Source organism: Flavobacterium sp. PS2 (genome assembly GCF_046250155.1).
In the GTDB taxonomy this organism is placed as follows: domain Bacteria; phylum Bacteroidota; class Bacteroidia; order Flavobacteriales; family Flavobacteriaceae; genus Flavobacterium.
On record NZ_CP176426.1, the window covers coordinates 2,822,970 to 2,843,852 of the forward strand.

Below are 20,883 nucleotides of genomic sequence, written 5' to 3' on the forward strand. Positions count from 1 at the left end.
CAGAATATTACTTAGAGAACTGTCTTCCTTTCCACTCATAACTCCCTAAAAAACTATATAAAGCAACACTAGTACTAAAAAACGGATACCATAAGTTCGAGAGAATAAAGAAACGCATTTGCTTTCCGGTCAAAAAAGAATTGGTTTGATAAAGCAAAATCCAGTCTAATATAAACTTCAGAATTAATATACTCAGAAGATGAATGTAGTTTATTTGAAGTGCTAGAAATAAAATCCAAGTTATAATAACGCTTAAATTGGCAAGGAAAACAATAATACCCAATAATTTCCCGAACGTACTTTGATACGAACTCGTTTTGGCTGCCCAACGAACCCGCTGATAAAACAAGCTTTCCCAATCGGGAGTTGGCTTTGTAATTATAATATTAGCTTCAGCTTTTAAATAATGTACCTGTTCAGGAAACGCTGCGATTGCCTTTTGCAATAAAAAAACATCATCGCCACTGGCAATTTTGTTATTGCCATCAAAACCATTTAGTTTTACAAATAAGGATTTAGTATAAGCAAGATTAGCTCCATTGCACATAAAACCTTTGTTTATACCAAAACTTCCAATTGTTGCACCTTGCAAACTCGTTAAATCCAATTGCTGGAAATGATGCAAAAATGAATTAGTACATTCATAAGTAACCGCACCAGCAATCATCGAAACATCATGAAGCTGAATATAATTATCTAGAGTTTGTAACCAGTTTTTAGGAACAATGCAATCGGCATCGGTTGTAATAATCCATTCGGTCGATGCATATTGCATAGCTGTAGTAATAGCATCTTTTTTAGGAGAATTTGAAACACGAATATTCTCAATTATTCGAATACTAAATTTTTGAGACAAAATACAGAATGCTTCTTCAGAATCATCATCAACTAAAATTACTTCAAAGAGTTCGATAGGATAATTTAATCTTGAAATACTATTAAGGAGAATTGGTAAGTTTTCTGTTTCGTTTCTAAAAGGAACAACAATCGTAAAACGTGTTTTAGGAGGTAATTCTGCAGATTGATATTTCTTAATTTTAGTAAAACCATAACTAAGCCAAGCTATAAGAAGACAATAGATTAGTATTATGGTATACAGAATTACCATTATTTAGCGGTTTTAGTTTTAAAATTCAAGACATAATAACTTCCAATAACTACAGGTAAAACCACATTTAAGAACCACATTAAGGTGGATATAAAAATCACGATCCATTCGTTTACACCAAGAATTCCGAAGAAATATACAGCAACACTTCCTTTTACAGCAAAATCTAAAAACTGAAAGGTAGGTAAAGATGAAGCTAAGAAATAAACAGCCGAGATTGTAGCTATCATTGTAAAGTAAGGTAAGTCGACATCAAAAGCCAGAAACAAAAAATAATATTGATGGGAGAAAACAAGATATCGACAAATTCCTAAAAGGATATTTCTTTGATGAATTGGTTTCGGAATTTCGTTAATCTTATGAATTAGTCTTTCAATAGAATATCCTTTAATTGTTATCTTTTTTAATAGAAAAACCACAAGAAATAGAATAAATAGAAGTCCGAAAAGTAAAGCAACCGTTGTTGGCGTAATCACATTGTATTTTGAGTTAAAATACATCAAGCCAAAAATACCAAATATAACCGTTAGAACCATTTGTATTCCGTTACAAATCAGGTTTAAGAATACGACTTTTTTAGTGTCTTTTTTTTCAAAAAACAATGCTTTTCCAGCATATTCCCCAATTCCGTTTGGAGTAAAGAGCCCCGCTGTTAAAGCCCCAAGAACTTGTTTTGTAGCTTCTGATACCGATATTTTATGGATTACCTGAGCCAGGTTTTGCCATTTTAAGATTTCGAAATACCGATTTAAAACGCTAAACAATAAAATGAAAGCAATCCCCGAAACCGATTGGTTCTTTTTGAACAAAATTAGGAACTTTTGCCAATCTAGTTTGTCATTCTGAGCAAGTTGATTATAAATAAAGTAAAATGCGCCACCTACAATCAAAAGTTTGATTACAAGAACAAGGAATTGTTTAGCTTTGTGAGGAATTGAAATCATGCTGCAAAGTAAAGGAAACTATTGTAAAAAAGCTATTTCACAAAGATTCACAAAGTAATCTCAAAAGTTACACAGAGAGATAAAAAACAAACTTAGCGAAACTTTGTGTAACCAAAATAAATAATGACAAAAGAACGCATCATATTAGGAATCGATCCAGGAACAACGATAATGGGTTTTGGATTGATAAAAATCGTCAATAAAAAAATGGAATTTTTGCAGCTTAACGAATTGCAATTGTCTAAATATGACAATCATTATCAGAAACTAAAAATCATTTTTGAACGTACCATCGAATTAATCGAAACGCATCATCCAGACGAAATCGCAATTGAAGCTCCTTTCTTTGGTAAAAATGTTCAGTCGATGCTTAAGTTAGGACGAGCACAAGGAGTCGCAATGGCAGCAGGACTTTCGAGAGATATTCCGATAACGGAATATGAACCTAAAAAAATAAAAATGGCAATTACCGGTAACGGAAATGCTAGTAAAGAGCAAGTTGCTAAAATGCTTCAGCAGCTTTTAGGATTAAAAGAATTGCCTAAAAATCTAGATAGTACTGATGGATTAGCTGCTGCCGTTTGTCATTTTTTCAACTCAGGAAAAGTAATCGGAACAAAGAGTTACACAGGTTGGGATGCATTTGTAAAACAAAATGAAGAACGAGTAAAAAAATGAGATAATGCGTTAATTAGAAAATTAGATAATTCTTGCATTACGAATATTTAATTTTCTAGTTTGTTAACCTATTAGTGATTAACTATCACATTATCTAATTGACACATTATCCTAATTATCTAATTAATGTCCGGTATCTACATTCATATTCCCTTTTGCAAGCAGGCTTGTAATTATTGTGACTTTCATTTTTCGACTTCGATGAAGAAGAAAGAAGACATGGTTTTGGCTATTGCCAAAGAAATAACCATGCGCAAAAATGAGTTTGAACTTCTTAACTCCACAGGGAATGAAAACCAAATTGAAACTATTTATTTCGGTGGCGGAACTCCTTCTGTTCTGAGTAATGAAGAAATAAACTTTTTAATTTCAGAAATTTATAAAAATTATAAAGTTGTCGATAACCCTGAGATTACACTCGAAGCAAATCCAGATGATTTATCGAAAGACAGAATAATAGAATTATCCAAAAGTCCGATAAATCGCTTGAGTATAGGGATTCAGTCTTTCTTTGAAGATGATTTGAAGATGATGAACCGTGCCCATAATTCGGTGGAAGCCAAAAAATGTCTGGAAGAAGCAACTAAATACTTTGATAATATTTCTTTGGATTTAATATATGGCGTTCCAGGAATGAGCAATGAAAAATGGAAACATAATATCGAAACGGCATTGAGTTTCGGAATCCCGCATATTTCGAGTTATGCTTTGACTGTTGAACCCAAAACAGCTTTGAGTAAATTAATACAAACAGGAAAAGTTGCTAAACCAAATGACGAAGTGGCTTCGGCTCATTTTATGATTTTGGTAGAAACGCTTGAAGCAAACGGTTTTATTCATTACGAATTATCAAATTTCGGAAAAGAGAATTACTTTTCTAAAAACAATTCGGCTTATTGGCTGGGTAAAAAATATATTGGTGTAGGGCCTTCGGCACACAGTTATGATGGTGTTTCCAGAAGTTGGAATGTCTCGAACAATTCACTTTATCTCAAATCAATTCAGGATAATCAATTGCCAAATGAGGTAGAAATTCTTTCGGTTTCGGATCGTTATAATGAATATATTATGACTGGATTGCGAACAATCTGGGGCGTTTCATTAGACAGAATCGAAAAAGAATTTGGGACTAATTACCTAGTTTACCTAAAAAAACAAGTTGAGAAGTTTCTAAATGATGAATTGGTTTCAATTGAAAATAATATTCTAAAACCAACAGCAAAAGGAAAATTCCTGACTGATGGAATTGCTAGTGATTTATTTTATTTAAATTTAGAATAAATTTTAGTACGCTGATAAAACGGATGCAAGCAACACTGATTTAAAAAAATCTGTAAAAATCCGCGTTAGAATATCCGTAAAATCCGCGTTCAATTATGTTTGCAAAAATCTACAAAGAATATATATCATTGCAGTTAAAAACGAAAGTATTATGAGAATTACCATATTAGATGATTATCAAAATGCAGTTGCAAAACTAGAATCTTTCAAAATGTTGAAAGGATTGGATGTTACAATTCTTAACCATACCGAAAAAGACAATTCAAAGTTGGCGGAGTTATTAAAAGACTCCGAAATTATAGTTTTAATTAGGGAAAGAACAGAGATTTCAGCCGACTTGCTTTCGAGATTACCTAAATTGAAACTCATAAGTCAGACAGGAAAAAAGTCCAATCACCTTGATATTGCTGCGTGTACAAAATATAAAGTCGCAGTTGCAGAAGGTATTGGTTCGCCTGTAGCTCCATCTGAACTTGCATGGGCATTAATAATGAATACATTTCGTCAGATTCCGCAGGCTATTCAGGGAATGAAAGAAGGAAAATGGCAGACTAATATTGGTTCGACTATTAGAGGCAAAACAATTGGTATTTGGGGTTATGGAAAAATAGGCCAACAAATAGTTAAATATGCAAATGTATTTGGAGTAACGGTTTTGGTGTGGGGAAGTGAAAATTCAAGAAACCAAGCTGTTGCTGATGGATTTCAGAAAGCAGATTCTAAAGCAGAATTTTTCTCGCAAAGTGACATCATCACATTACATCTTAGGCTTAATGAAAGTACCTTCGGGATTGTTAAGGAAACCGATTTAAGTTTAATGAAATCAAGCGCAGCTTTAATTAATACTGCTAGAGCCGAATTAATAGAAAAAGGAGCTTTATTAAAATCGCTTAAAAACGGAAAACCAGGATTTGCAGGAATAGATGTTTATGAAGAAGAACCTATTTATGATGTAGATTTTGAATTGCTGAAAATGCCAAATGTTGTTTGTACGCCTCATATAGGTTATGTCGAGAAAAACAGCTACGAACTTTATTTTGAGAAAGCTTTTGAGAATGTAATTAATTATATCAATAGCAATCCAACAAACATTGCAAATCCCGAAGCATTGCTTTAAATTTGGATGATATGTTCAACCGCAAAGGTCGCTAAGTTTTACGCTATGAACGCAAAGAAACAAAACTTAGCGACCTTTGCGTAAAACCTTTGCGAACCTTGCGGTTAAAAAAAATGCTTAAGAATATGAAAGCACTCATTGACAATAAATATCAAATCGATTTATCAAAACCTATCGATATTTCGATTCCGCTTACAAATACAGATGAAAACCCGATTGCATGGTATATCGAAAAACCAGTAATCGAACCAGTAGTTTTTGGCGATTGGATAGGGAAGGTTTCGGAAGGGAAATCATCTACCAATTTTAATAATATTTTCTTTAATCCGCACGGACATGGTACTCATACCGAATGCCTGGGACATATTACACGGGAATTTTACAGTATTAACCAATCTCTAAAAACGTTTTTCTTTTTGGCCGAATTAGTTTCGGTTGAACCAGAAGTTCAAGGAGAAGATTTGGTGATTACTAAAGAGCAAGTTCGAAAAGCCATGATGATTTCTCCCGATAGCTATCGGGATTCGCTCAATGGGACAGCTCCGGAAGCAATAATTATCAGGACGAAACCAAATTCAAAGTCTAAAAAAGCTGCAAAATATTCGAATACGAATCCTCCTTATTTGTCGGAAGAGGCAGCGATTTTCATTCGCGAAAGCGGAATACAACATTTGTTAATTGATTTGCCAAGTGTAGATAAAGAACATGATGAAGGGAAATTATTGGCACACAAAGCATTCTGGAATGTAAAAGACGTGAATAAACTTAATGCAGATGCAAGATTGAATGCTACAATTACCGAAATGATTTATGTTGATGACGAAATAAAAGACGGAAGTTATATATTGAATTTGCAAATTGCATCGTTTGAAAATGATGCAAGTCCATCTAAGCCCATTTTATATAATTTAATTCGTTGATTGTAATTAATTTTAACACATAGGAACATAGATTTTGTATTCTCAAAAAAAGGCGTTTCACTTGTTTTAATGCACAAAGCTAGCTATGTGAAAGAAATGTATTTCTTTTTATTCTCTTTTTTGCACATAAAATCTATGTTCCTATGTGTTAAATAAAAACTTTATGGATTACATCCAATGGGTTAATTTAATATTTTTGACTAAGGATCAAAGATTTCTTGTCCTTCTAAAATCTAAAATCGTTAATTTAAAAACGACAATCAAAATGATTATAGTTAGCACTGATAAAAACAAATTAGACGTTCCGTTTATTCAGCATTTCTTAAAAGATATTTATTGGACCGCGGCTCGCAAAATGGAAGAAGTTCAGACTACGATTGACAATTCGTTTTGTTTTGGGATTTTTCTGGATGATAAACAAATCGGCTTTGCCCGTGTTATCACCGATTATGTGGTTTTTGCTTATGTAATGGATGTTTTTATTACCGAAGAACATCGAGGAAAAGGGTATTCGTCTGTTTTAATAGAACGAATGATAAATGAACCTGCATTAAAAGAGGTTAAAATATGGAGATTGGCAACGACAGATGCTCATTTCTTATATAGCAAATTTGGGTTTACAGCATTAAAAAGTCCCGAGAAAATGATGGAAAAAGTGGTATTATGAAAACAGTTATAAAACTAGAAGAATTAGGTTTATTTGTTCTCGGAATATATTTGTTTAGCCTATTAGATTATCAGTGGTGGTGGTTTCTGGTGTGGATATTAGTACCCGATTTTTCTATGCTAGGTTATGTAATAAATGCTAAAGTTGGTGCTTTTTTATATAATGTATTCCATCATAGAGGAATTGCGGTTTTAGTTTATATTTTAGGCTGCTATTTAAAGTTAGAAGCGGTACAGCTTATTGGAGTTATTTTATTTTCTCATGCTTCGATGGATCGTATTTTTGGTTATGGATTAAAGTATGAAACAGGTTTTAAGTACACACATTTAGGTGAAACCCACAACAAAAAAGAGCTTTCTTCTGATGAGGTAAAAAAGTGGGTTCCTGACAACCAAAATTTAAATATTTTTCGGAAGAAATTGGTAAATAAGAAATGATATGAATTTAGAAACGTATTATGAATATTGTCTTTCTAAAAAAGGAACTACAGAACATTTTCCTTTTGATGAAGAAACATTGGTGTTTAAAGTTGGCGGAAAAATGTTTGCATTGTCCTCTTTGACCCAATGGGAAAAAAACATTCCTTCGGTAAATTTAAAATGTGATCCAGAGCGTGCTCAGGAATTACGTGCCGAATATGATGATATAAAACCAGGATATCATATGAGTAAAGTACACTGGAATACTATTACTATGAATGGAGATTTGCCTACGGCTTTTATAAAAGAACTTATAGACCATTCGTATGATTTGGTTTTCAAAAGTTTGACAAAGAAAATTCAGAATGAAATTATTGAATTAGAAAATTAGGCATTACATTTGCAACATAAGAGAAAAAACTAGCAACTCAGTTACTTTGTAACTTAGCAACTTATAAAATATGAAAGAACAATTTAAAAAGTTTTTAAACGAAGAACAAGACCCAAAAGCGATTGAAAAAATCACTTCTAAACTCAATGATTTATTAATGAGAGGTGAAGAGATTGGATACATTGCAGTTCAAAAAAAACCGGCAATTACTGTTTTTCCTGATAGCATTGTAGTAACAAACAAACGAATCATTGTATGTAAGCCTAAAAATTTAGGTTTATCAATGGATTTTACAGATTATACCTGGGATGATATCGTTGGGACTTTTGTAAAAGAAAATATTCTTGGATCAGAGTTTTCTTTTTCTACAAAAACAGATATTCAGTTTTCTATAGATTATATTCCTAAAATTCAGGCAAGAAAAATTTTCACTTACGCAAAAGAACAATTGGATATACTTAAAAACCCGGTTGTAGCTGCTCCAACTCCAGTTGCTGAGGTTGCAGAACCTGAAGAAGTTGAGCCAGTAGAGGAAGAGGAAGCAGTAGAAGAAATCGAAACTGAAGAAGTAACGAACTATGCTGAGATTATGCCGGCAGCACCGATTTATAACGAACCAATTCAAGAAACTTCATTCGCAACAGGCGAGAGAAGATTAAGTGATATGTCGCAAGATGAGCTTTTTGAAAAATTACAGAATTACAAGAAGTTATTAGACAACGGATTGATCATGCAAGGAGAATATGATGCATTCAAAAAAGAGATTTTGAGTTATATGTAGCATTTAACCGCAAAGTTCACAAAGTCCCACGCAAAGGGCGCAAAGAAAAAAAGCATAAAAAAAACCAACATTTATAATGTTGGTTTTTTTATGAAATTTTGCGAACCTTGCGTTTTAAAGTCTTGCGATCTTTGCGGTTAAACTCCTATAGAGTAGCTTTTTGTTTTTCTACAAAACTATGTGCTTGTAGTTCCAGAAGTTCGGTAGCTTTCTTTCGTTGTAGGTCGTATAACTGTTTATCTTGTGCTATATCCTCATAAACTTTGTCGTGCATTGCAGCGCTGGTTTTTACTAATAAACTACGTTGGTATTTATTTTGTTCCAGAGTAGCTTTTAATGCTGTTTCCAGTTCTTCCTGTTTAAAATCGTATTCTCCTCTCGGAGATAATAATTTGGCTATTATAGGAGATGTTTCTATGGCAAGGAACAAAAGCATAATAAAGAAAGATGGAATCCAAGGTAACTTGTTTAATGCGTTTATTCGCGCCATTAAACCATCAAAACCATCAATGATAGGTTGTGTTTCGGTTACTTTTTTGTCTACATCGGCTTGGAGTGTTTTTGCAACTTTTTCTTTTTCGGCTATTTTTGCCTCATTTTCAGTTTTTAGCGTAGCAAATTCTTTTAAAGCAGCATCGTGCTTATCACGTTTCTCTTTATAAACAGGACCCTTTCCTAATCGTTTTGAGCCCGCAGTTCCTTCGGCTTCAGTAATGTAAGTTGAGTATAAGTCATTTACCTCTTTTTCTTTTTTTAGGATATCGGCTTTTAATCCAGAGATTTCGGCTTTGTTCTTGTCTAAATCGGATTTATAATAATTACCAACTTCTTTTTTATTGGCAAGAGCCATTGCATTTTTCTCTTTTAATAAAACGGTGTTGATTTCCTTTTCGAAAATTTTAATTTCTAATGGTTTTGAAATTACGATTGCGATAATAACCGCCAGAATAATTCGAGGTGTCGCTTGCAGGAATTCATCCCAAACACGGTCTCTTTTTTTTATTGTAGATACAATAAAGCGGTCAAGATTAAAAATAAGTAAACTCCACACAAATCCAAAAAGCATAGCTGGATATACTGAGTCAAAAACGGTAAATAAGGCATATGCACTTGCAATAAATGCCATTACTGCGGTAAAGAAAACGGTAGCTCCAATACCAACATATTTGGTTTGTTCACTTTCTGAACAGTCCTCGAGGAGATTTTTATCTGCTCCTGAGCAAAGGATAAAAAATTGTTTCAACATGATTGATTGTTTTTGATTGATTGATAAGGCAAATTTAACGCCAAAAAATTAATATTGAGGTAAATAGTTGATATGTTTTTGGTTATGTCACTATTTTAGTTTTTCAAATGTGGTTTTGATAGCACTTTCACCCGTTGGTAATGTTAATTTTAATCAATATTTTCAAGGGGCTATGTTATTTTTAAGTAAAAAAAATAGGCTGAAAAAGCAGAAGCATAACGATATGTTAAATTTTTCAGGAGGTATAGTTAATATGCAGCAACTAGTTTCGCATTATAGAAAAACAACCAAAACCAAAATGAAAAAAAATTGTTTAGTATTAGTTCTCTTTTTAATAACTTTAGTAGGTTATGCTCAAAAAGGAATTGTTTCTGGGAAAGTATTGGATGCAGACGATAAACTGCCTTTACCAGGAGCAATGATTGAAATTGTAGGTCAGAATAAATATACTATTTCTGATTATAACGGAAGGTACGAATTACTTAATGTAATGTCGGGATCTTATCAGGTAAAAGTAAAATACATGGGATATACAGAGAATATCCAAGATGTAGTTATTGCCGATGGGAAAAATGCTGTGATAGATTTTGCTCTTAAATCTTCGGGGACAGAATTAAATGAAGTTGTTGTAGGTGATATCCTGAAAGGACAAGCAAAAGCTTTAAACCAACAAAAAACGAATAAGAATATTGGAAATGTTATTTCGGCAGATCAAATGGGGCGTTTTCCTGATGCCAATGTTGGAGATGCCTTAAAGCGTGTGCCAGGTATTACTATGCAGAATGATCAAGGTGAAGCAAGAAACATCATTATTAGAGGTTTAGCTCCTTCATTAAACTCTGTGACTTTAAACGGAGATCGTATTCCATCTGCCGAAGGCGATAACAGAAATGTACAGATGGATCTTATCCCATCGGATATGATTACGACAATCGAGGTGAATAAAACACTTACGCCAGATATGGATGCAGATGCTATCGGGGGTTCTGTAAACCTGATTACCAGAGCAACTCCTAATGGCGAAAGAATCTCGGCAACAGTAGCGGGAGGTTATGCACCAATACGAGATAAACCTATTTATACAGCAGGATTAGTTTATGGAAATCGCTTTTTTGATGATAAACTTGGAGCAGTTGTAAGTGGTTCTTATAATAATGTAGATTATGGTTCCGATAATGTTGAAGCTGCTTGGACTAAAGATAAATTTGGGAATGAATTTTTGAGTAAATCAGAAATCAGAAAATATGATGTACAACGTATTCGCCGAAGTGCAGCTCTAGCTTTAGATTATAAATTTGATGAAAACAATACCATCTTTTTTAACGGAATTTATAACTGGAGAGATGATAGGGAGAATCGTTATAGAACGACTTATGATGATATGAAACCTATTTATAATGGCGAACAAATTACTGGTTTTACAGGGAGAGTAAAGCGCCAGACAAAAGGTGGTGTTGATAATAATCGCAATAAAAACAGAAGACTCGAAGATCAGCGTGTGCAGAACTATGCATTGCGTGGAGAACATTTAATAAATTCTAGTTTAGATCTAGATTGGTCAGCAAATTATTCGACAGCAAGAGAATACCGTCCTCAAGAACGTTATATCGAATACCGTCAGAAAGGTTTAAATACTGCACAAGATTTATCTGATTTAGAGTTTCCTTTGGTTACAACAACTGGCGAAGCTTTAGATAAATTTAAATTTGATTCGACTACCGAAAATACAGATGAAACTAAGGAAAGTGAATTTGGAGCTAAAGTAAATATCAGGTTTCCTTTTACAATTATCCCTTCGGAGAAAGGAAGATTGAGAACGGGACTTAGATTAAGAATGAAAGAGAAATCGAGAGATAATATTTTCTACTCTTATGAGCCAATAAGCGGAATGGAAACTTTGGCTGATGTTCAAACTAGTTATTATGACGGAAACGGATTTAATCCAGGGAGTAAATACGTACCGGGAACGTTTGTTTCTAATTCGTATTTGGGAGGTTTAGATTTAAATAATCCTGCTTTGTTTAATAAAGAATTAAATCCAGCTGAGTTTTTGACTGTAAATTACCAAGCCAAAGAAAATATTTATGCAGCTTATGTAAGATGGGATCAGGATTTTAATGATAAATTATCTATGATTTTAGGTTTCCGTGTAGAGAATACGCATATTGATTATACAGGTAATCGTGTTCTGGACGAAGAAGAGTTAGAAGGAAAGATAAACACAACCAATTCATATACAAACGTAATGCCTGGGATTTCGTTTAAGTATAATGCAACCAAAGATTTAGTGTTGAGAGCTGCTGCTACAACAGCTTTAGCAAGACCGAATTATTATGCTTTGGCTCCTTATATCAATAATATTGCTGCCGATTCTCAGATATTAGCTGGTAATCCAGATCTTAAAGCGACTTATTCTTATAACTATGATTTCATGGCCGAGAATTATTTTAAATCGGTTGGTTTAATTTCAGCAGGTGTTTTCTATAAAAACCTAAATGATTTTATTTATACTTACAGTGATAATCAATATACAACTGCAAAGTTTGCTGCGGATTTTCCTAACCAACAAAATCCAATTGCAGCGGGAGATAATTGGACACTTATACAACAAAGAAATGGTGATAATGTAGATGTGTTTGGGTTTGAAGTAGCATTTCAGCGTCAGTTAGATTTCTTTACAAGTCCATTTTTAAAAGGATTCGGGATTTATTTAAACTATACCTACACAAAATCTACAGCCAAAGGTATCGCTGATGCAGAAGGAAATGAAAGACGTAATATAAGCCTTCCGGGAACATCACCTCATATGTTTAATGGGTCATTGTCATGGGAAAACAAACGTTTTTCGGCTAGAGTTTCGACTAATTTCACTTCAGATTATTTAGATGAATTAGGTTCTAATGAATACAATGATAGTTATTATGATAAACAACTTTTTGTAGATGCTAATGCAGCATTTAAAATTACACCTAAGATTCGTGTTTTTGCAGAAGCAAATAATTTAACCAATCAGCCGTTACGTTATTACCAAGGTGTAGAGTCGCATACTAAACAGGTCGAGTATTACCAAGCGCGTTATAATTTAGGATTGAAATTTGATTTTTAATATAGAATGAATTAGTTAGAATTGGCAGGAATGTAATGTTCCTGTCAATTTTTTATAAAAATAGAACATGAAAAATAAATTTATATTACTCTTAGTGAGTGTCATTTTAGTTTCTTGCGATAGCAAGTTAGCGCCAGTTCGTAAAGATGCTATTAAACCAACTGCGGTAACAGAACCACTTCCGCATGATACCGATGATCCATCTATTTGGATACATCCTACAGATCCATCTAAAAGTATTATTGTAGGTACAGATAAAGATACCGATGGTGGATTATATGCTTTTGATTTAAAAGGTAAAATCATAACCAAATCGGAAACATTAAAAAGACCCAATAATGTAGATATTGCTTATGGCTTAATTGTTAATGGAAAAAAAATAGATGTTGCAGTTACAACTGAAAGAGAAACTAATAAAATTAGGGTTTTTAGTTTACCAAATTTAAAACCTATAGATAATGGTGGAATTTCTGTTTTTGATGGAGAGACATTGCGTGATCCTATGGGAGTTGCTTTGTACACCCGACCAAGTGATAACGCAATATTTGCTATCGTAGGTAGAAAATCAGGAACTTCGGGTAGTTATTTGTGGCAATATCAATTGACAGATGTTGGAAACGGAACAGTTGGTGGTAAAGTAGTTCGCAAGTTTGGTGCATATAGTGGAAAAAAAGAGATTGAAGCTATTGCTGTAGATAATGAGCTAGGAATGGTTTATTACTGCGATGAGCAATTTGGTATCAGGAAATATGTTGCTGATCCTGAGAGTAAGCAAAAAGATGTTGAGTTAGCTATTTTTGGAAAAGGAGAGTTTAAAGCAGATAATGAAGGAATTGCTATTTATAAAAAAACAGCAACAACGGGTTATATTTTAGTTTCTAACCAACAAGCTAATACGTTTATGGTTTATCCTAGAGAAGGGGCTAAAGGAGATCCGAATAAGTATCCTTTACTTGCCGAGATTCCTACGTCGACAATTGAGTGCGATGGTGCCGATGTAACGAATGTAAATTTAGGAGGAGCTTTTAAAAATGGTCTTTTTGTGGCAATGAGCAACGGAATGACGTTTCATTATTATAGCTGGGATTCTGTGCAAAAACGTATTGATGCGCAAGTGAAGAAATAAGTATTTAGTTTCAGTTTTCAGTTTTTAGTCTCAGTTCCAGTTTTCAGTTGCTGTCATAATAAGTTACGGTTTTCTTTATAAATACAGTAAGTAAACTGATAGTGAATACTGAAACTGTATACTGACACTGCGTACTGGTACTGATACTAAAAAACAAGTATAAATAAAAAAGAGCTGTTCGATTGAACAGCTCTTTTTGTTTGAATTAGTAAAGACCTTATATTATGCTAATGGTGCTCCTGCCATAATTTCGGCATTGGCAAACTCTTCAAATTTTGCAAAATTAGCTTTGAATTTCTCTGCTAGTTCTTTTGCTTTTACATCGTATAATTCTGGATTTGCCCAAGTGTTTCTAGGATTTAATATTTCGCTAGGTACATTAGGACAAGTTTGTGGTTTAGCAATTCCAAAAACAACGTGGTTTTCGTATGCTACGTCGTCTAATTCTCCGTTTAAAGCGGCAGTAATCATAGCACGAGTATATTTTAGTTTCATACGAGTTCCTGTTCCGTATGCTCCACCAGTCCATCCAGTATTAATAAGCCAAACTTTTACATCGGCATCTTTCATTTTTTTGCTCAACATTTCTGCATAACGAGTTGGGTGTAACGGCATAAATGGCGCTCCAAAACAAGCTGAGAAATTAGGTTGAGGTTCGTCTACACCAGCTTCTGTTCCAGCAACTTTAGCAGTATAACCAGAAATAAAGTGGTATGCAGCTTGTCCTGGTGTAAGTCTCGAGATAGGAGGCAAAATACCAAAAGAATCGGCTGTTAAGAAGAAAATGTTTTTAGGGTTTTTACCTATAGAACCTGGCTGAATATTATCAATGTGGGTAATAGGGTAACTAACTCTAGTATTTGGTGTAATTGAGATATCATCATAATCTACCTCGTTTGTACCTGGTTTAAAAACAACATTCTCTAATAAAGCACCTCTTTTAATTGCTCTAAAAATGTCTGGTTCATTTTCTTCAGTAAGGTTAATTACTTTAGCATAACAACCACCTTCAAAATTAAATACTGTGTTTTCATTAGTCCATCCGTGTTCATCATCACCGATTAATTTACGGTCTGGATCTGCAGATAAAGTTGTTTTTCCTGTTCCTGATAAACCAAAGAAAATAGCTGTATCACCTTCTTTACCAACATTAGCACTACAGTGCATTGGTAATGTGTTCTTAAATACTGGCAAGATGAAGTTTAAAGCCGAAAAAATTCCTTTTTTCATCTCTCCTGTATATCCTGTTCCGCCAATAAGAGCAATCTTTTTTGTAAAATCCAAAATTGCAAAATTGCTTTGTCTTGTTCCGTCTACAGCAGGATCTGCCATGAAGCTAGGAGCACAAATTACTGTCCATTCTGGAGTAAAGTTTGCTAATTCTTCTGCTTCTGGTCTCAAAAACATATTGTAACAAAACAAGTTAGACCATGCTGTCTCAGTAACAACACGTACATTTAATCTGTAATTAGGGTCTGAACAAACGTAAGAATCTCTAACAAATACTTCTTTGTTAGATAAATATTGAGTTACCTTGTTGTATAATTTTTCAAAAGCTGCTGGTTCAAAAGGAATGTTTACTTTTCCCCACCAAACTTGGTCTTCTGTAATACTATCCTTTACAATAAAACGATCTTGAGGCGAACGTCCTGTAAATGTACCAGTATTAATTGCTAATGCACCTGTTGAGTCCTCCACACCTTGACCTGATTGTATCGTAATGTTGTGTAATTCGTCAGCTGATAACTGATAATGAATTGTTGCATTTTTAATCCCTAACTCATTTAGCGAAATCGATTGCGTAGATAACGTTTGATTGTCCATAAATTTATAAGTTGTGTATGTTTTACTTTATAGACTGTAAAATTAGATATTATATTTCAGATAAAATTTTATATAACGAATTTTATGACTTTTGTTTAATAATTTTAACAAATAGCACAGTCCAAGCAAGAATTAATAGGAGTCCGCCTATTGGCGTTACGAATCCGATAATTTTGAAGTCAAATGTTGTAAGGTTATTCGTAGCAAGTAAGTATATTGAACCCGAAAATAATATAACACCAGCCACAGCAAGATTGTAAATAACCTTTAATGTCTTTTGTGAAAGTTCTTTTCTTGTGGCTACAAAGAATAAAAATAATGCATGGTACATTTGGTAACGTACACCAGTTTCAAAAGTTACAAGTTCTTCTATTGATAAAACTTTTTTTAGAGCATGAGCTCCAAAAGCTCCTAAAATGATAGCTAACATTCCGAAAAAAGCACCTGTTGCAATTATTTTTTTATCCATTACAATATTATTTTAGTTGTTACAAAAATAGGTTTAAAACTTTCATCATGGAAAAAAATTAAGAGAACTTTTGGAAATATTTAGCTTTCTTCTGGATAAATATATTCTGCTTATTTTTGGTTTAAAATAATGTATAGTTCATTTTTTTAACATTTTTTAATTGTTATGAATATAACATTATTGTATGTTTGTGTTATATATGTAAAATATGAGAGTAGTTTTAGTCATTGGAGCAGGCAGATCAGCGTCGTCATTGATACGATATTTATTGGATAAGTCCGAAAAGGAGAACCTGCATCTTATTATAGGTGATTTGTCTTTGGCTCTTGCCGAAAAGAAAACGAATAAACATCCTAATGCAACTCCTATTGCATTGGATATTTTTGATGAAGAACAGCGAAAGCTTGCGATACAAAAGGCAGACATTGTAATATCGATGTTGCCGGCTCATTTACATGTAGAAGTTGCCAAAGATTGTTTGCTTTACCAAAAACACATGGTTACTGCATCTTATATAAGTGATGCGATGCAGGCATTGGACAAGGAAGCAAAAGCTAATAATTTGATTTTTATGAATGAAATTGGGCTTGATCCTGGTATCGATCATATGAGTGCCATGAAGGTAATCGATGAAATTAGAGAGAAAGGTGGTAATATGTTATTGTTCGAATCTTTTTGTGGTGGACTTGTAGCTCCTGAATCTGATAATAATTTATGGAATTATAAATTTAGTTGGTTACCACGTAATGTGGTTTTAGCAGGGCAGGGAGGGGCTGCCAAATTTATACAGGAAGGAACTTATAAATATATCCCTTATTGCAATTTATTTCGCAGAACCGAATTTCTTGAAGTAGAAGGATACGGAAAGTTTGAAGCGTATTCTAATCGTGATTCTTTAAAATACAGATCTATTTATGGTCTGGAAAATATCCTTACTTTATATCGTGGTACAATAAGAAGAGTTGGATTCTCGAAAGCTTGGAATATGTTTGTACAATTAGGAATGACCGATGATAGTTATGTTATGGAACATTCTGAAACTATGAGTTATCGTCAGTTTGTGAATTCTTTTTTGCCTTATCACCCAACTGATTCTGTAGAAATAAAAATGCGTTTGATTCTTAAAATAGATCAGGATGATATAATGTGGGATAAACTTGTTGAGCTTGACTTGTTTAACGCGAATAAAATTGTTGGATTAAAAGATGCTACTCCAGCTCAGATACTAGAAAAAATACTTTCGGATAGTTGGACTTTAGAGCCACACGATAAAGATATGATAGTGATGTACCATAAATTTGGATACAAATTAAATGGTGTAGACACGCAAATAGACTCCAAAATGGTTTGCATTGGAGATGATCAAACGTATACTGCAATGGCAAAAACTGTTGGATTGCCTGTTGCAATGGCCACTTTATTGATATTAAATGGTAAGATTACAACTCCTGGAGTTCAATTACCAATAAATAAAGAGGTGTATTTACCGATTTTAAAAGAATTAGAAGAATACGGAGTAGTATTTCATGAGCAGGTTATGCCTTATTTTGGATATAATCCCGATAAACTTCTTAATTAGTAGTTTTTGAAATTTTTTTTTAGAATTTTTTTTAGTTTTTTATTTGATCCGCTTCTTGAAAAAGAAGCGGATTTTTTTATTTGTTATTATTTATAGATAAAACAAGAAAACAATCCTATGGTTTAGTTGTAAAGTAGATTTCATGATTATATCTAAATATTATTTTCTAATAAAAAGAGCGTTTTTTAATCAGTACAGTCAATAGCTATTGGTAACGCAAATATTTGACTTATTGGTTTACCTTTATATAAAGCTGGAACCCAGTTAGGCAATTTTTTTAAAACGCGAACGGCTTCTTCTCCCAATCCGTAGCCTAAATCTTTGCTGACTTTAATATCTGATAAAGAACCATCTGTTTCTATGTTAAATGTAAGCATAAGTGTTCCTTTTACTTTGTTTTCGTATGCTGCATCAGTTACATTGAAGTGGGTGTAGAAAATCTTGTAAAAGCCTTTCATACCTGTATGAAATTGAGCTTGTCTTTCAAATTTACTAGGATGAACAAGGGTTTCATTTTGTTCATCGTTTTCAATTGTTTGGGCGATACCTTCTGTACTAAAAGCAAGCAGTACGGTAAAAAGAACAATAACTTTGTAATCTAGCTTTGTTATTAATTTCATATTTTTTTTTCTAGCTAAATTACTTTTTTTATTTATTTTCTTGTACCGTTATTGGTAATTTGTACATTACTCTCGCTGGTTCATTGTTTAATGTGCCTGGTTTCCATTTTGGAGATAATTTTAATACGCGTATAACTTCATCGCCTAATCCGTAACCTAAGTCATGAGCTATTTTATAATCAGATAAGGAACCGTCTTTTTCGACATAGAAATCGATAATCACTTTTCCTGATACTTTATTTTTAGAAGCATCTTTAGGAATTTTGAAGTTTTTACCAATGAATTTGTAAAATTCTGTCATTCCGCCTGGAAATTCTGGCTGCTGAATGTTTTCGGTTGTATCTGTAAGGAAGGTTGGTGGTTCGTTTAGTGCTTTTCGATTGCTTCCTTGAGCAATTGTTGTCGTGTTAAAAGCAAAAAATAATGTAGCAAATACAAAACCTACTACCGAGGTTTTTACTATTGCTCTCAATCGGGATTCTTTTTTTGTCATCATAAGTAAACGTTTTTTGGTTATTTGAAAATTTATAGAACTTGCAAGCGCAATTTGGCTTTGGTTTGAAGCCATTTTTAATAATAAGTTTTGATAGTGAGAAACTGATTCAGATTGGGTTATTACTGCTTCATCGGCTAGAAATTCATGATTTAATTTGATAGCTCTTTTGTAAAGTATAAAGATTGGATTAAACCAAAATAGGATTTGTATTGCTTCAATAAGAATAATATCCAACGAATGTTTTTGCTTTATATGTGCCGTTTCGTGAGCAATAAGTTGTGTGTCGATTAGATTGTTTTTTAAATCACTTTCGTTTAAAAATATGGTGTTTAAAAAGGAATGTGGCAATATCGAATCTTCAATCAAAACCACTTTTTGGTTATTGATGATTTGTGATTTGTTGTATTTTATTTTTTTATGAAAGGAATACAGATTCAATACAAAGCGGATGGTTAGTGATAACGCAATAATTAGATATAGAGCAAGTAAGCTATAAGTAATTGTCTGATTATTGGTTAGTGAATTTAGGTTTTGGGCATTGTTATTAATTACTATTTCGGGTAATCGAATAGCGTTTATTGCTTTTGATATTTTTGTATCGAATGAAAAAAGTTGCAGCGGAATGGTTAAGCCAAAAACCAAACTACTCAATAAATAGAATCTGTTGAAACTATGCATTTTTTCGTTTTCTAACCAAAGTTTATATATTATAAACAGGATTATAAGTAGTAATGACGATTTTAGGATATAAGCTATCATTTTTTCTTTTTTTGAATTTGACTATCAATGATTTTTTTGAGTTCTTCTAATTCCGAAGTCGATAAATTGGTTTCGGTGGTAAAGAAAGAAGCAAATTGCGATGCCGAATTGTTAAAGAAATTACTAATCAATCCGTTTACGTGTTTAGAGAAATAATCGGTTTTCTTGACCAATGGATAGTATTCTCTTGAGTTTCCAAATTCGTTGTAAGCAACAAATTTTTTGTCGATCATTCTTTTTAATAAAGTGGCAACGGTTGTTGTAGCCGGTTTTGGGTCAGGATATGCTTCGAGCAAATCCTTCATGAACGCCTTTTTTAGTTGCCAAAGGTGTTGCATTAATTGTTCTTCGGAGTTGGTTAGTTGCATTGTGGGTTATTTTTTAATTTTTTCTAATTTTTCTAACTCTGGTAATTCCTTTTTATAAGCTTCTACATCCCAAACAATTCCCCATTTTTGAGCATATTCGGCTATGGTTCCTAAACCAACTTCTGCGCGTCTTTTGTCTACATTATCGGGGTCTTCTAGTGGTGAAATGTATTGCTTGTTTGTTGCTGGATTTTTGGCAAGTTGGCTTCCGTAAATTTGTTTTCTCCCTTCTCTTAGTGCGATGCGGTCTTCTAGTAATGCTAACGAACTTGCTTTTGCATTTCCTTTTTTGACAGCGTCTCTCATCATGGGTAAATATTTTTGTTGCGTTTCTAAGTCTGAATGCTGTATTACCAGAAACAAAGTTTGGTTTGCCTGACTGCCTACAACGTTTTCACCAATCCATCCTTTTTCATCAAGTATCTTGGATATTTTAATTAGGTTCAGGCTGTCTTTATAATTTATGATTTTACCAATGCTATCTATTTTTTTCTTATCATAATTTTGGCTTCTATATATTGTCATGAATACCTTTCTTATGTTTTGATCCTCTTCAAAAATAGAGAGTAATTCTTCTTGCAGAGGTTTGTCATAATTTGCTTCGATGATGTTAAGTTTCTTTTGAAGCTTGGTTATTATTTTTTGCCATTCCTTCTCGGGATGCAATATTGTTAAGTCATTATCTTTTTTTAGATGGTATAAATTTTCATAGCCATTATCGATTGCTAAGTTTAACCATTCGAATGCTTTTTTAGTTTCTAATGACCTTGCTGCTGAGCATGCTCCATTGTATAATTGTGTCGAATTTTTATGCTCTAGTTTAAATGCCTTTTCGTAATATGTAACAGATGTTTTATAATCTTTTCCTTTGTAACAGGAGTCAGCTTTTTGGATATATTCTTTGTAGGATTGTGCTTGTAAGGAAGTAATACCCAACAGGAATAAAAAAATGGCACTTATTTTTTTCATAATTTTTAAATAGAA

General features: G+C 33.2%; 19 protein-coding genes and 1 pseudogene. 11 read left to right on the forward strand and 9 right to left on the reverse strand.

Annotation, left to right across the window (positions count from 1 at the left end; genetic code table 11):
• Positions 1–7: 7 nt before the first annotated feature.
• Together ACJ6WR_RS12205 and ACJ6WR_RS12210 are read right to left on the reverse strand one after the other, a co-directional pair.
• Positions 8–1,108: a glycosyltransferase family 2 protein gene (locus ACJ6WR_RS12205; RefSeq protein ID WP_409415385.1), complete on the reverse strand. Its 1,101-nt coding sequence runs from the start codon at positions 1,106–1,108 to the stop codon at positions 8–10.
• On the reverse strand, positions 1,108–2,052 hold the full coding sequence (locus ACJ6WR_RS12210) for a hypothetical protein (protein WP_409415386.1): 945 nt from the start codon (positions 2,050–2,052) through the stop codon (positions 1,108–1,110). The genes ACJ6WR_RS12205 and ACJ6WR_RS12210 overlap by 1 nt, the downstream gene beginning before the upstream one ends.
• A 123-nt stretch (positions 2,053–2,175) precedes the next feature.
• Here ACJ6WR_RS12210 and ruvC point away from each other — a divergent pair, with 123 nt between their 5' ends.
• From ruvC to ACJ6WR_RS12250, 8 genes and pseudogenes are all read left to right on the forward strand, one after another.
• On the forward strand, positions 2,176–2,730 hold the full coding sequence (gene ruvC, locus ACJ6WR_RS12215; RefSeq protein WP_039116297.1) for a crossover junction endodeoxyribonuclease RuvC: 555 nt from the start codon (positions 2,176–2,178) through the stop codon (positions 2,728–2,730).
• Positions 2,731–2,856: 126 nt separating this feature from the next.
• Positions 2,857–4,011 carry a radical SAM family heme chaperone HemW gene (gene hemW / locus ACJ6WR_RS12220; protein ID WP_409415387.1) on the forward strand — a complete coding sequence of 385 codons (1,155 nt, stop codon included), beginning with the start codon at positions 2,857–2,859 and terminating at the stop codon, positions 4,009–4,011.
• Positions 4,012–4,162: 151 nt separating this feature from the next.
• Positions 4,163–5,128, forward strand: a complete 966-nt coding sequence (locus ACJ6WR_RS12225; RefSeq protein ID WP_409415388.1) for a D-2-hydroxyacid dehydrogenase family protein — start codon at positions 4,163–4,165, stop codon at positions 5,126–5,128.
• 125 nt (positions 5,129–5,253) lie between these two features.
• Positions 5,254–6,048, forward strand: coding sequence for a cyclase family protein (locus ACJ6WR_RS12230; protein WP_409415389.1), 795 nt, complete (start codon positions 5,254–5,256; stop codon positions 6,046–6,048).
• Positions 6,049–6,313: 265 nt separating this feature from the next.
• Positions 6,314–6,715 carry a GNAT family N-acetyltransferase gene (locus tag ACJ6WR_RS12235; protein WP_409415390.1) on the forward strand — a complete coding sequence of 134 codons (402 nt, stop codon included), beginning with the start codon at positions 6,314–6,316 and terminating at the stop codon, positions 6,713–6,715.
• Positions 6,712–7,050: pseudogene (locus ACJ6WR_RS12240) on the forward strand (DUF4260 domain-containing protein); the annotation flags it as partial. The gene ACJ6WR_RS12235 and the pseudogene ACJ6WR_RS12240, both read left to right, overlap by 4 nt.
• 103 nt (positions 7,051–7,153) lie before the next feature.
• Positions 7,154–7,525, forward strand: a complete 372-nt coding sequence (locus ACJ6WR_RS12245; RefSeq protein WP_039116302.1) for an MmcQ/YjbR family DNA-binding protein — start codon at positions 7,154–7,156, stop codon at positions 7,523–7,525.
• Positions 7,526–7,595: 70 nt separating this feature from the next.
• Positions 7,596–8,306: a PH domain-containing protein gene (locus ACJ6WR_RS12250; RefSeq protein ID WP_409415391.1), complete on the forward strand. Its 711-nt coding sequence runs from the start codon at positions 7,596–7,598 to the stop codon at positions 8,304–8,306.
• A gap of 145 nt (positions 8,307–8,451) precedes the next feature.
• Here the strand turns inward: ACJ6WR_RS12250 and ACJ6WR_RS12255 are convergent, their stop codons facing one another.
• On the reverse strand, positions 8,452–9,552 hold the full coding sequence (locus tag ACJ6WR_RS12255) for a DUF4407 domain-containing protein (protein ID WP_409415392.1): 1,101 nt from the start codon (positions 9,550–9,552) through the stop codon (positions 8,452–8,454).
• A 298-nt stretch (positions 9,553–9,850) separates the two neighbouring features.
• Here ACJ6WR_RS12255 and ACJ6WR_RS12260 point away from each other — a divergent pair, with 298 nt between their 5' ends.
• Positions 9,851–12,658, forward strand: a complete 2,808-nt coding sequence (locus ACJ6WR_RS12260) for a TonB-dependent receptor (RefSeq protein WP_409415393.1) — start codon at positions 9,851–9,853, stop codon at positions 12,656–12,658.
• A gap of 67 nt (positions 12,659–12,725) precedes the next feature.
• Positions 12,726–13,784 carry a phytase gene (locus ACJ6WR_RS12265; RefSeq protein ID WP_409415394.1) on the forward strand — a complete coding sequence of 353 codons (1,059 nt, stop codon included), beginning with the start codon at positions 12,726–12,728 and terminating at the stop codon, positions 13,782–13,784.
• A gap of 222 nt (positions 13,785–14,006) precedes the next feature.
• On the opposite strand, the gene pckA is transcribed toward ACJ6WR_RS12265, so the two are convergent.
• Both pckA and ACJ6WR_RS12275 read right to left on the reverse strand, forming a co-directional pair.
• Positions 14,007–15,608 carry a phosphoenolpyruvate carboxykinase (ATP) gene (pckA, locus tag ACJ6WR_RS12270; protein ID WP_409415395.1) on the reverse strand — a complete coding sequence of 534 codons (1,602 nt, stop codon included), beginning with the start codon at positions 15,606–15,608 and terminating at the stop codon, positions 14,007–14,009.
• A gap of 82 nt (positions 15,609–15,690) precedes the next feature.
• A complete protein-coding gene (locus tag ACJ6WR_RS12275; RefSeq protein ID WP_039116307.1) occupies positions 15,691–16,077 on the reverse strand; it encodes a DUF423 domain-containing protein in 387 nt (128 codons plus the stop codon).
• A gap of 208 nt (positions 16,078–16,285) precedes the next feature.
• Here ACJ6WR_RS12275 and ACJ6WR_RS12280 point away from each other — a divergent pair, with 208 nt between their 5' ends.
• The gene (locus tag ACJ6WR_RS12280) at positions 16,286–17,656 is read left to right on the forward strand and encodes a saccharopine dehydrogenase family protein (RefSeq protein WP_409415396.1); all 1,371 of its coding nucleotides are present in this window, start codon (positions 16,286–16,288) and stop codon (positions 17,654–17,656) included.
• Positions 17,657–17,841: 185 nt separating this feature from the next.
• Here the strand turns inward: ACJ6WR_RS12280 and ACJ6WR_RS12285 are convergent, their stop codons facing one another.
• Genes ACJ6WR_RS12285 through ACJ6WR_RS12300 form a run of 4 tightly spaced genes read right to left on the reverse strand, consistent with a single transcriptional unit; the run spans position 17,842 to position 20,868 of the window.
• Complete coding sequence (locus ACJ6WR_RS12285; RefSeq protein WP_052249910.1) at positions 17,842–18,276, reverse strand: energy transducer TonB; 435 nt, start codon at positions 18,274–18,276, stop codon at positions 17,842–17,844.
• A gap of 28 nt (positions 18,277–18,304) precedes the next feature.
• Positions 18,305–19,531, reverse strand: coding sequence for a M56 family metallopeptidase (locus tag ACJ6WR_RS12290; RefSeq protein WP_409415397.1), 1,227 nt, complete (start codon positions 19,529–19,531; stop codon positions 18,305–18,307).
• Positions 19,528–19,899, reverse strand: coding sequence for a BlaI/MecI/CopY family transcriptional regulator (locus ACJ6WR_RS12295; RefSeq protein ID WP_039116310.1), 372 nt, complete (start codon positions 19,897–19,899; stop codon positions 19,528–19,530). The genes ACJ6WR_RS12290 and ACJ6WR_RS12295 overlap by 4 nt, the downstream gene beginning before the upstream one ends.
• A gap of 6 nt (positions 19,900–19,905) precedes the next feature.
• On the reverse strand, positions 19,906–20,868 hold the full coding sequence (locus ACJ6WR_RS12300; protein ID WP_409415398.1) for a DUF6624 domain-containing protein: 963 nt from the start codon (positions 20,866–20,868) through the stop codon (positions 19,906–19,908).
• Positions 20,869–20,883: the final 15 nt, after the last annotated feature.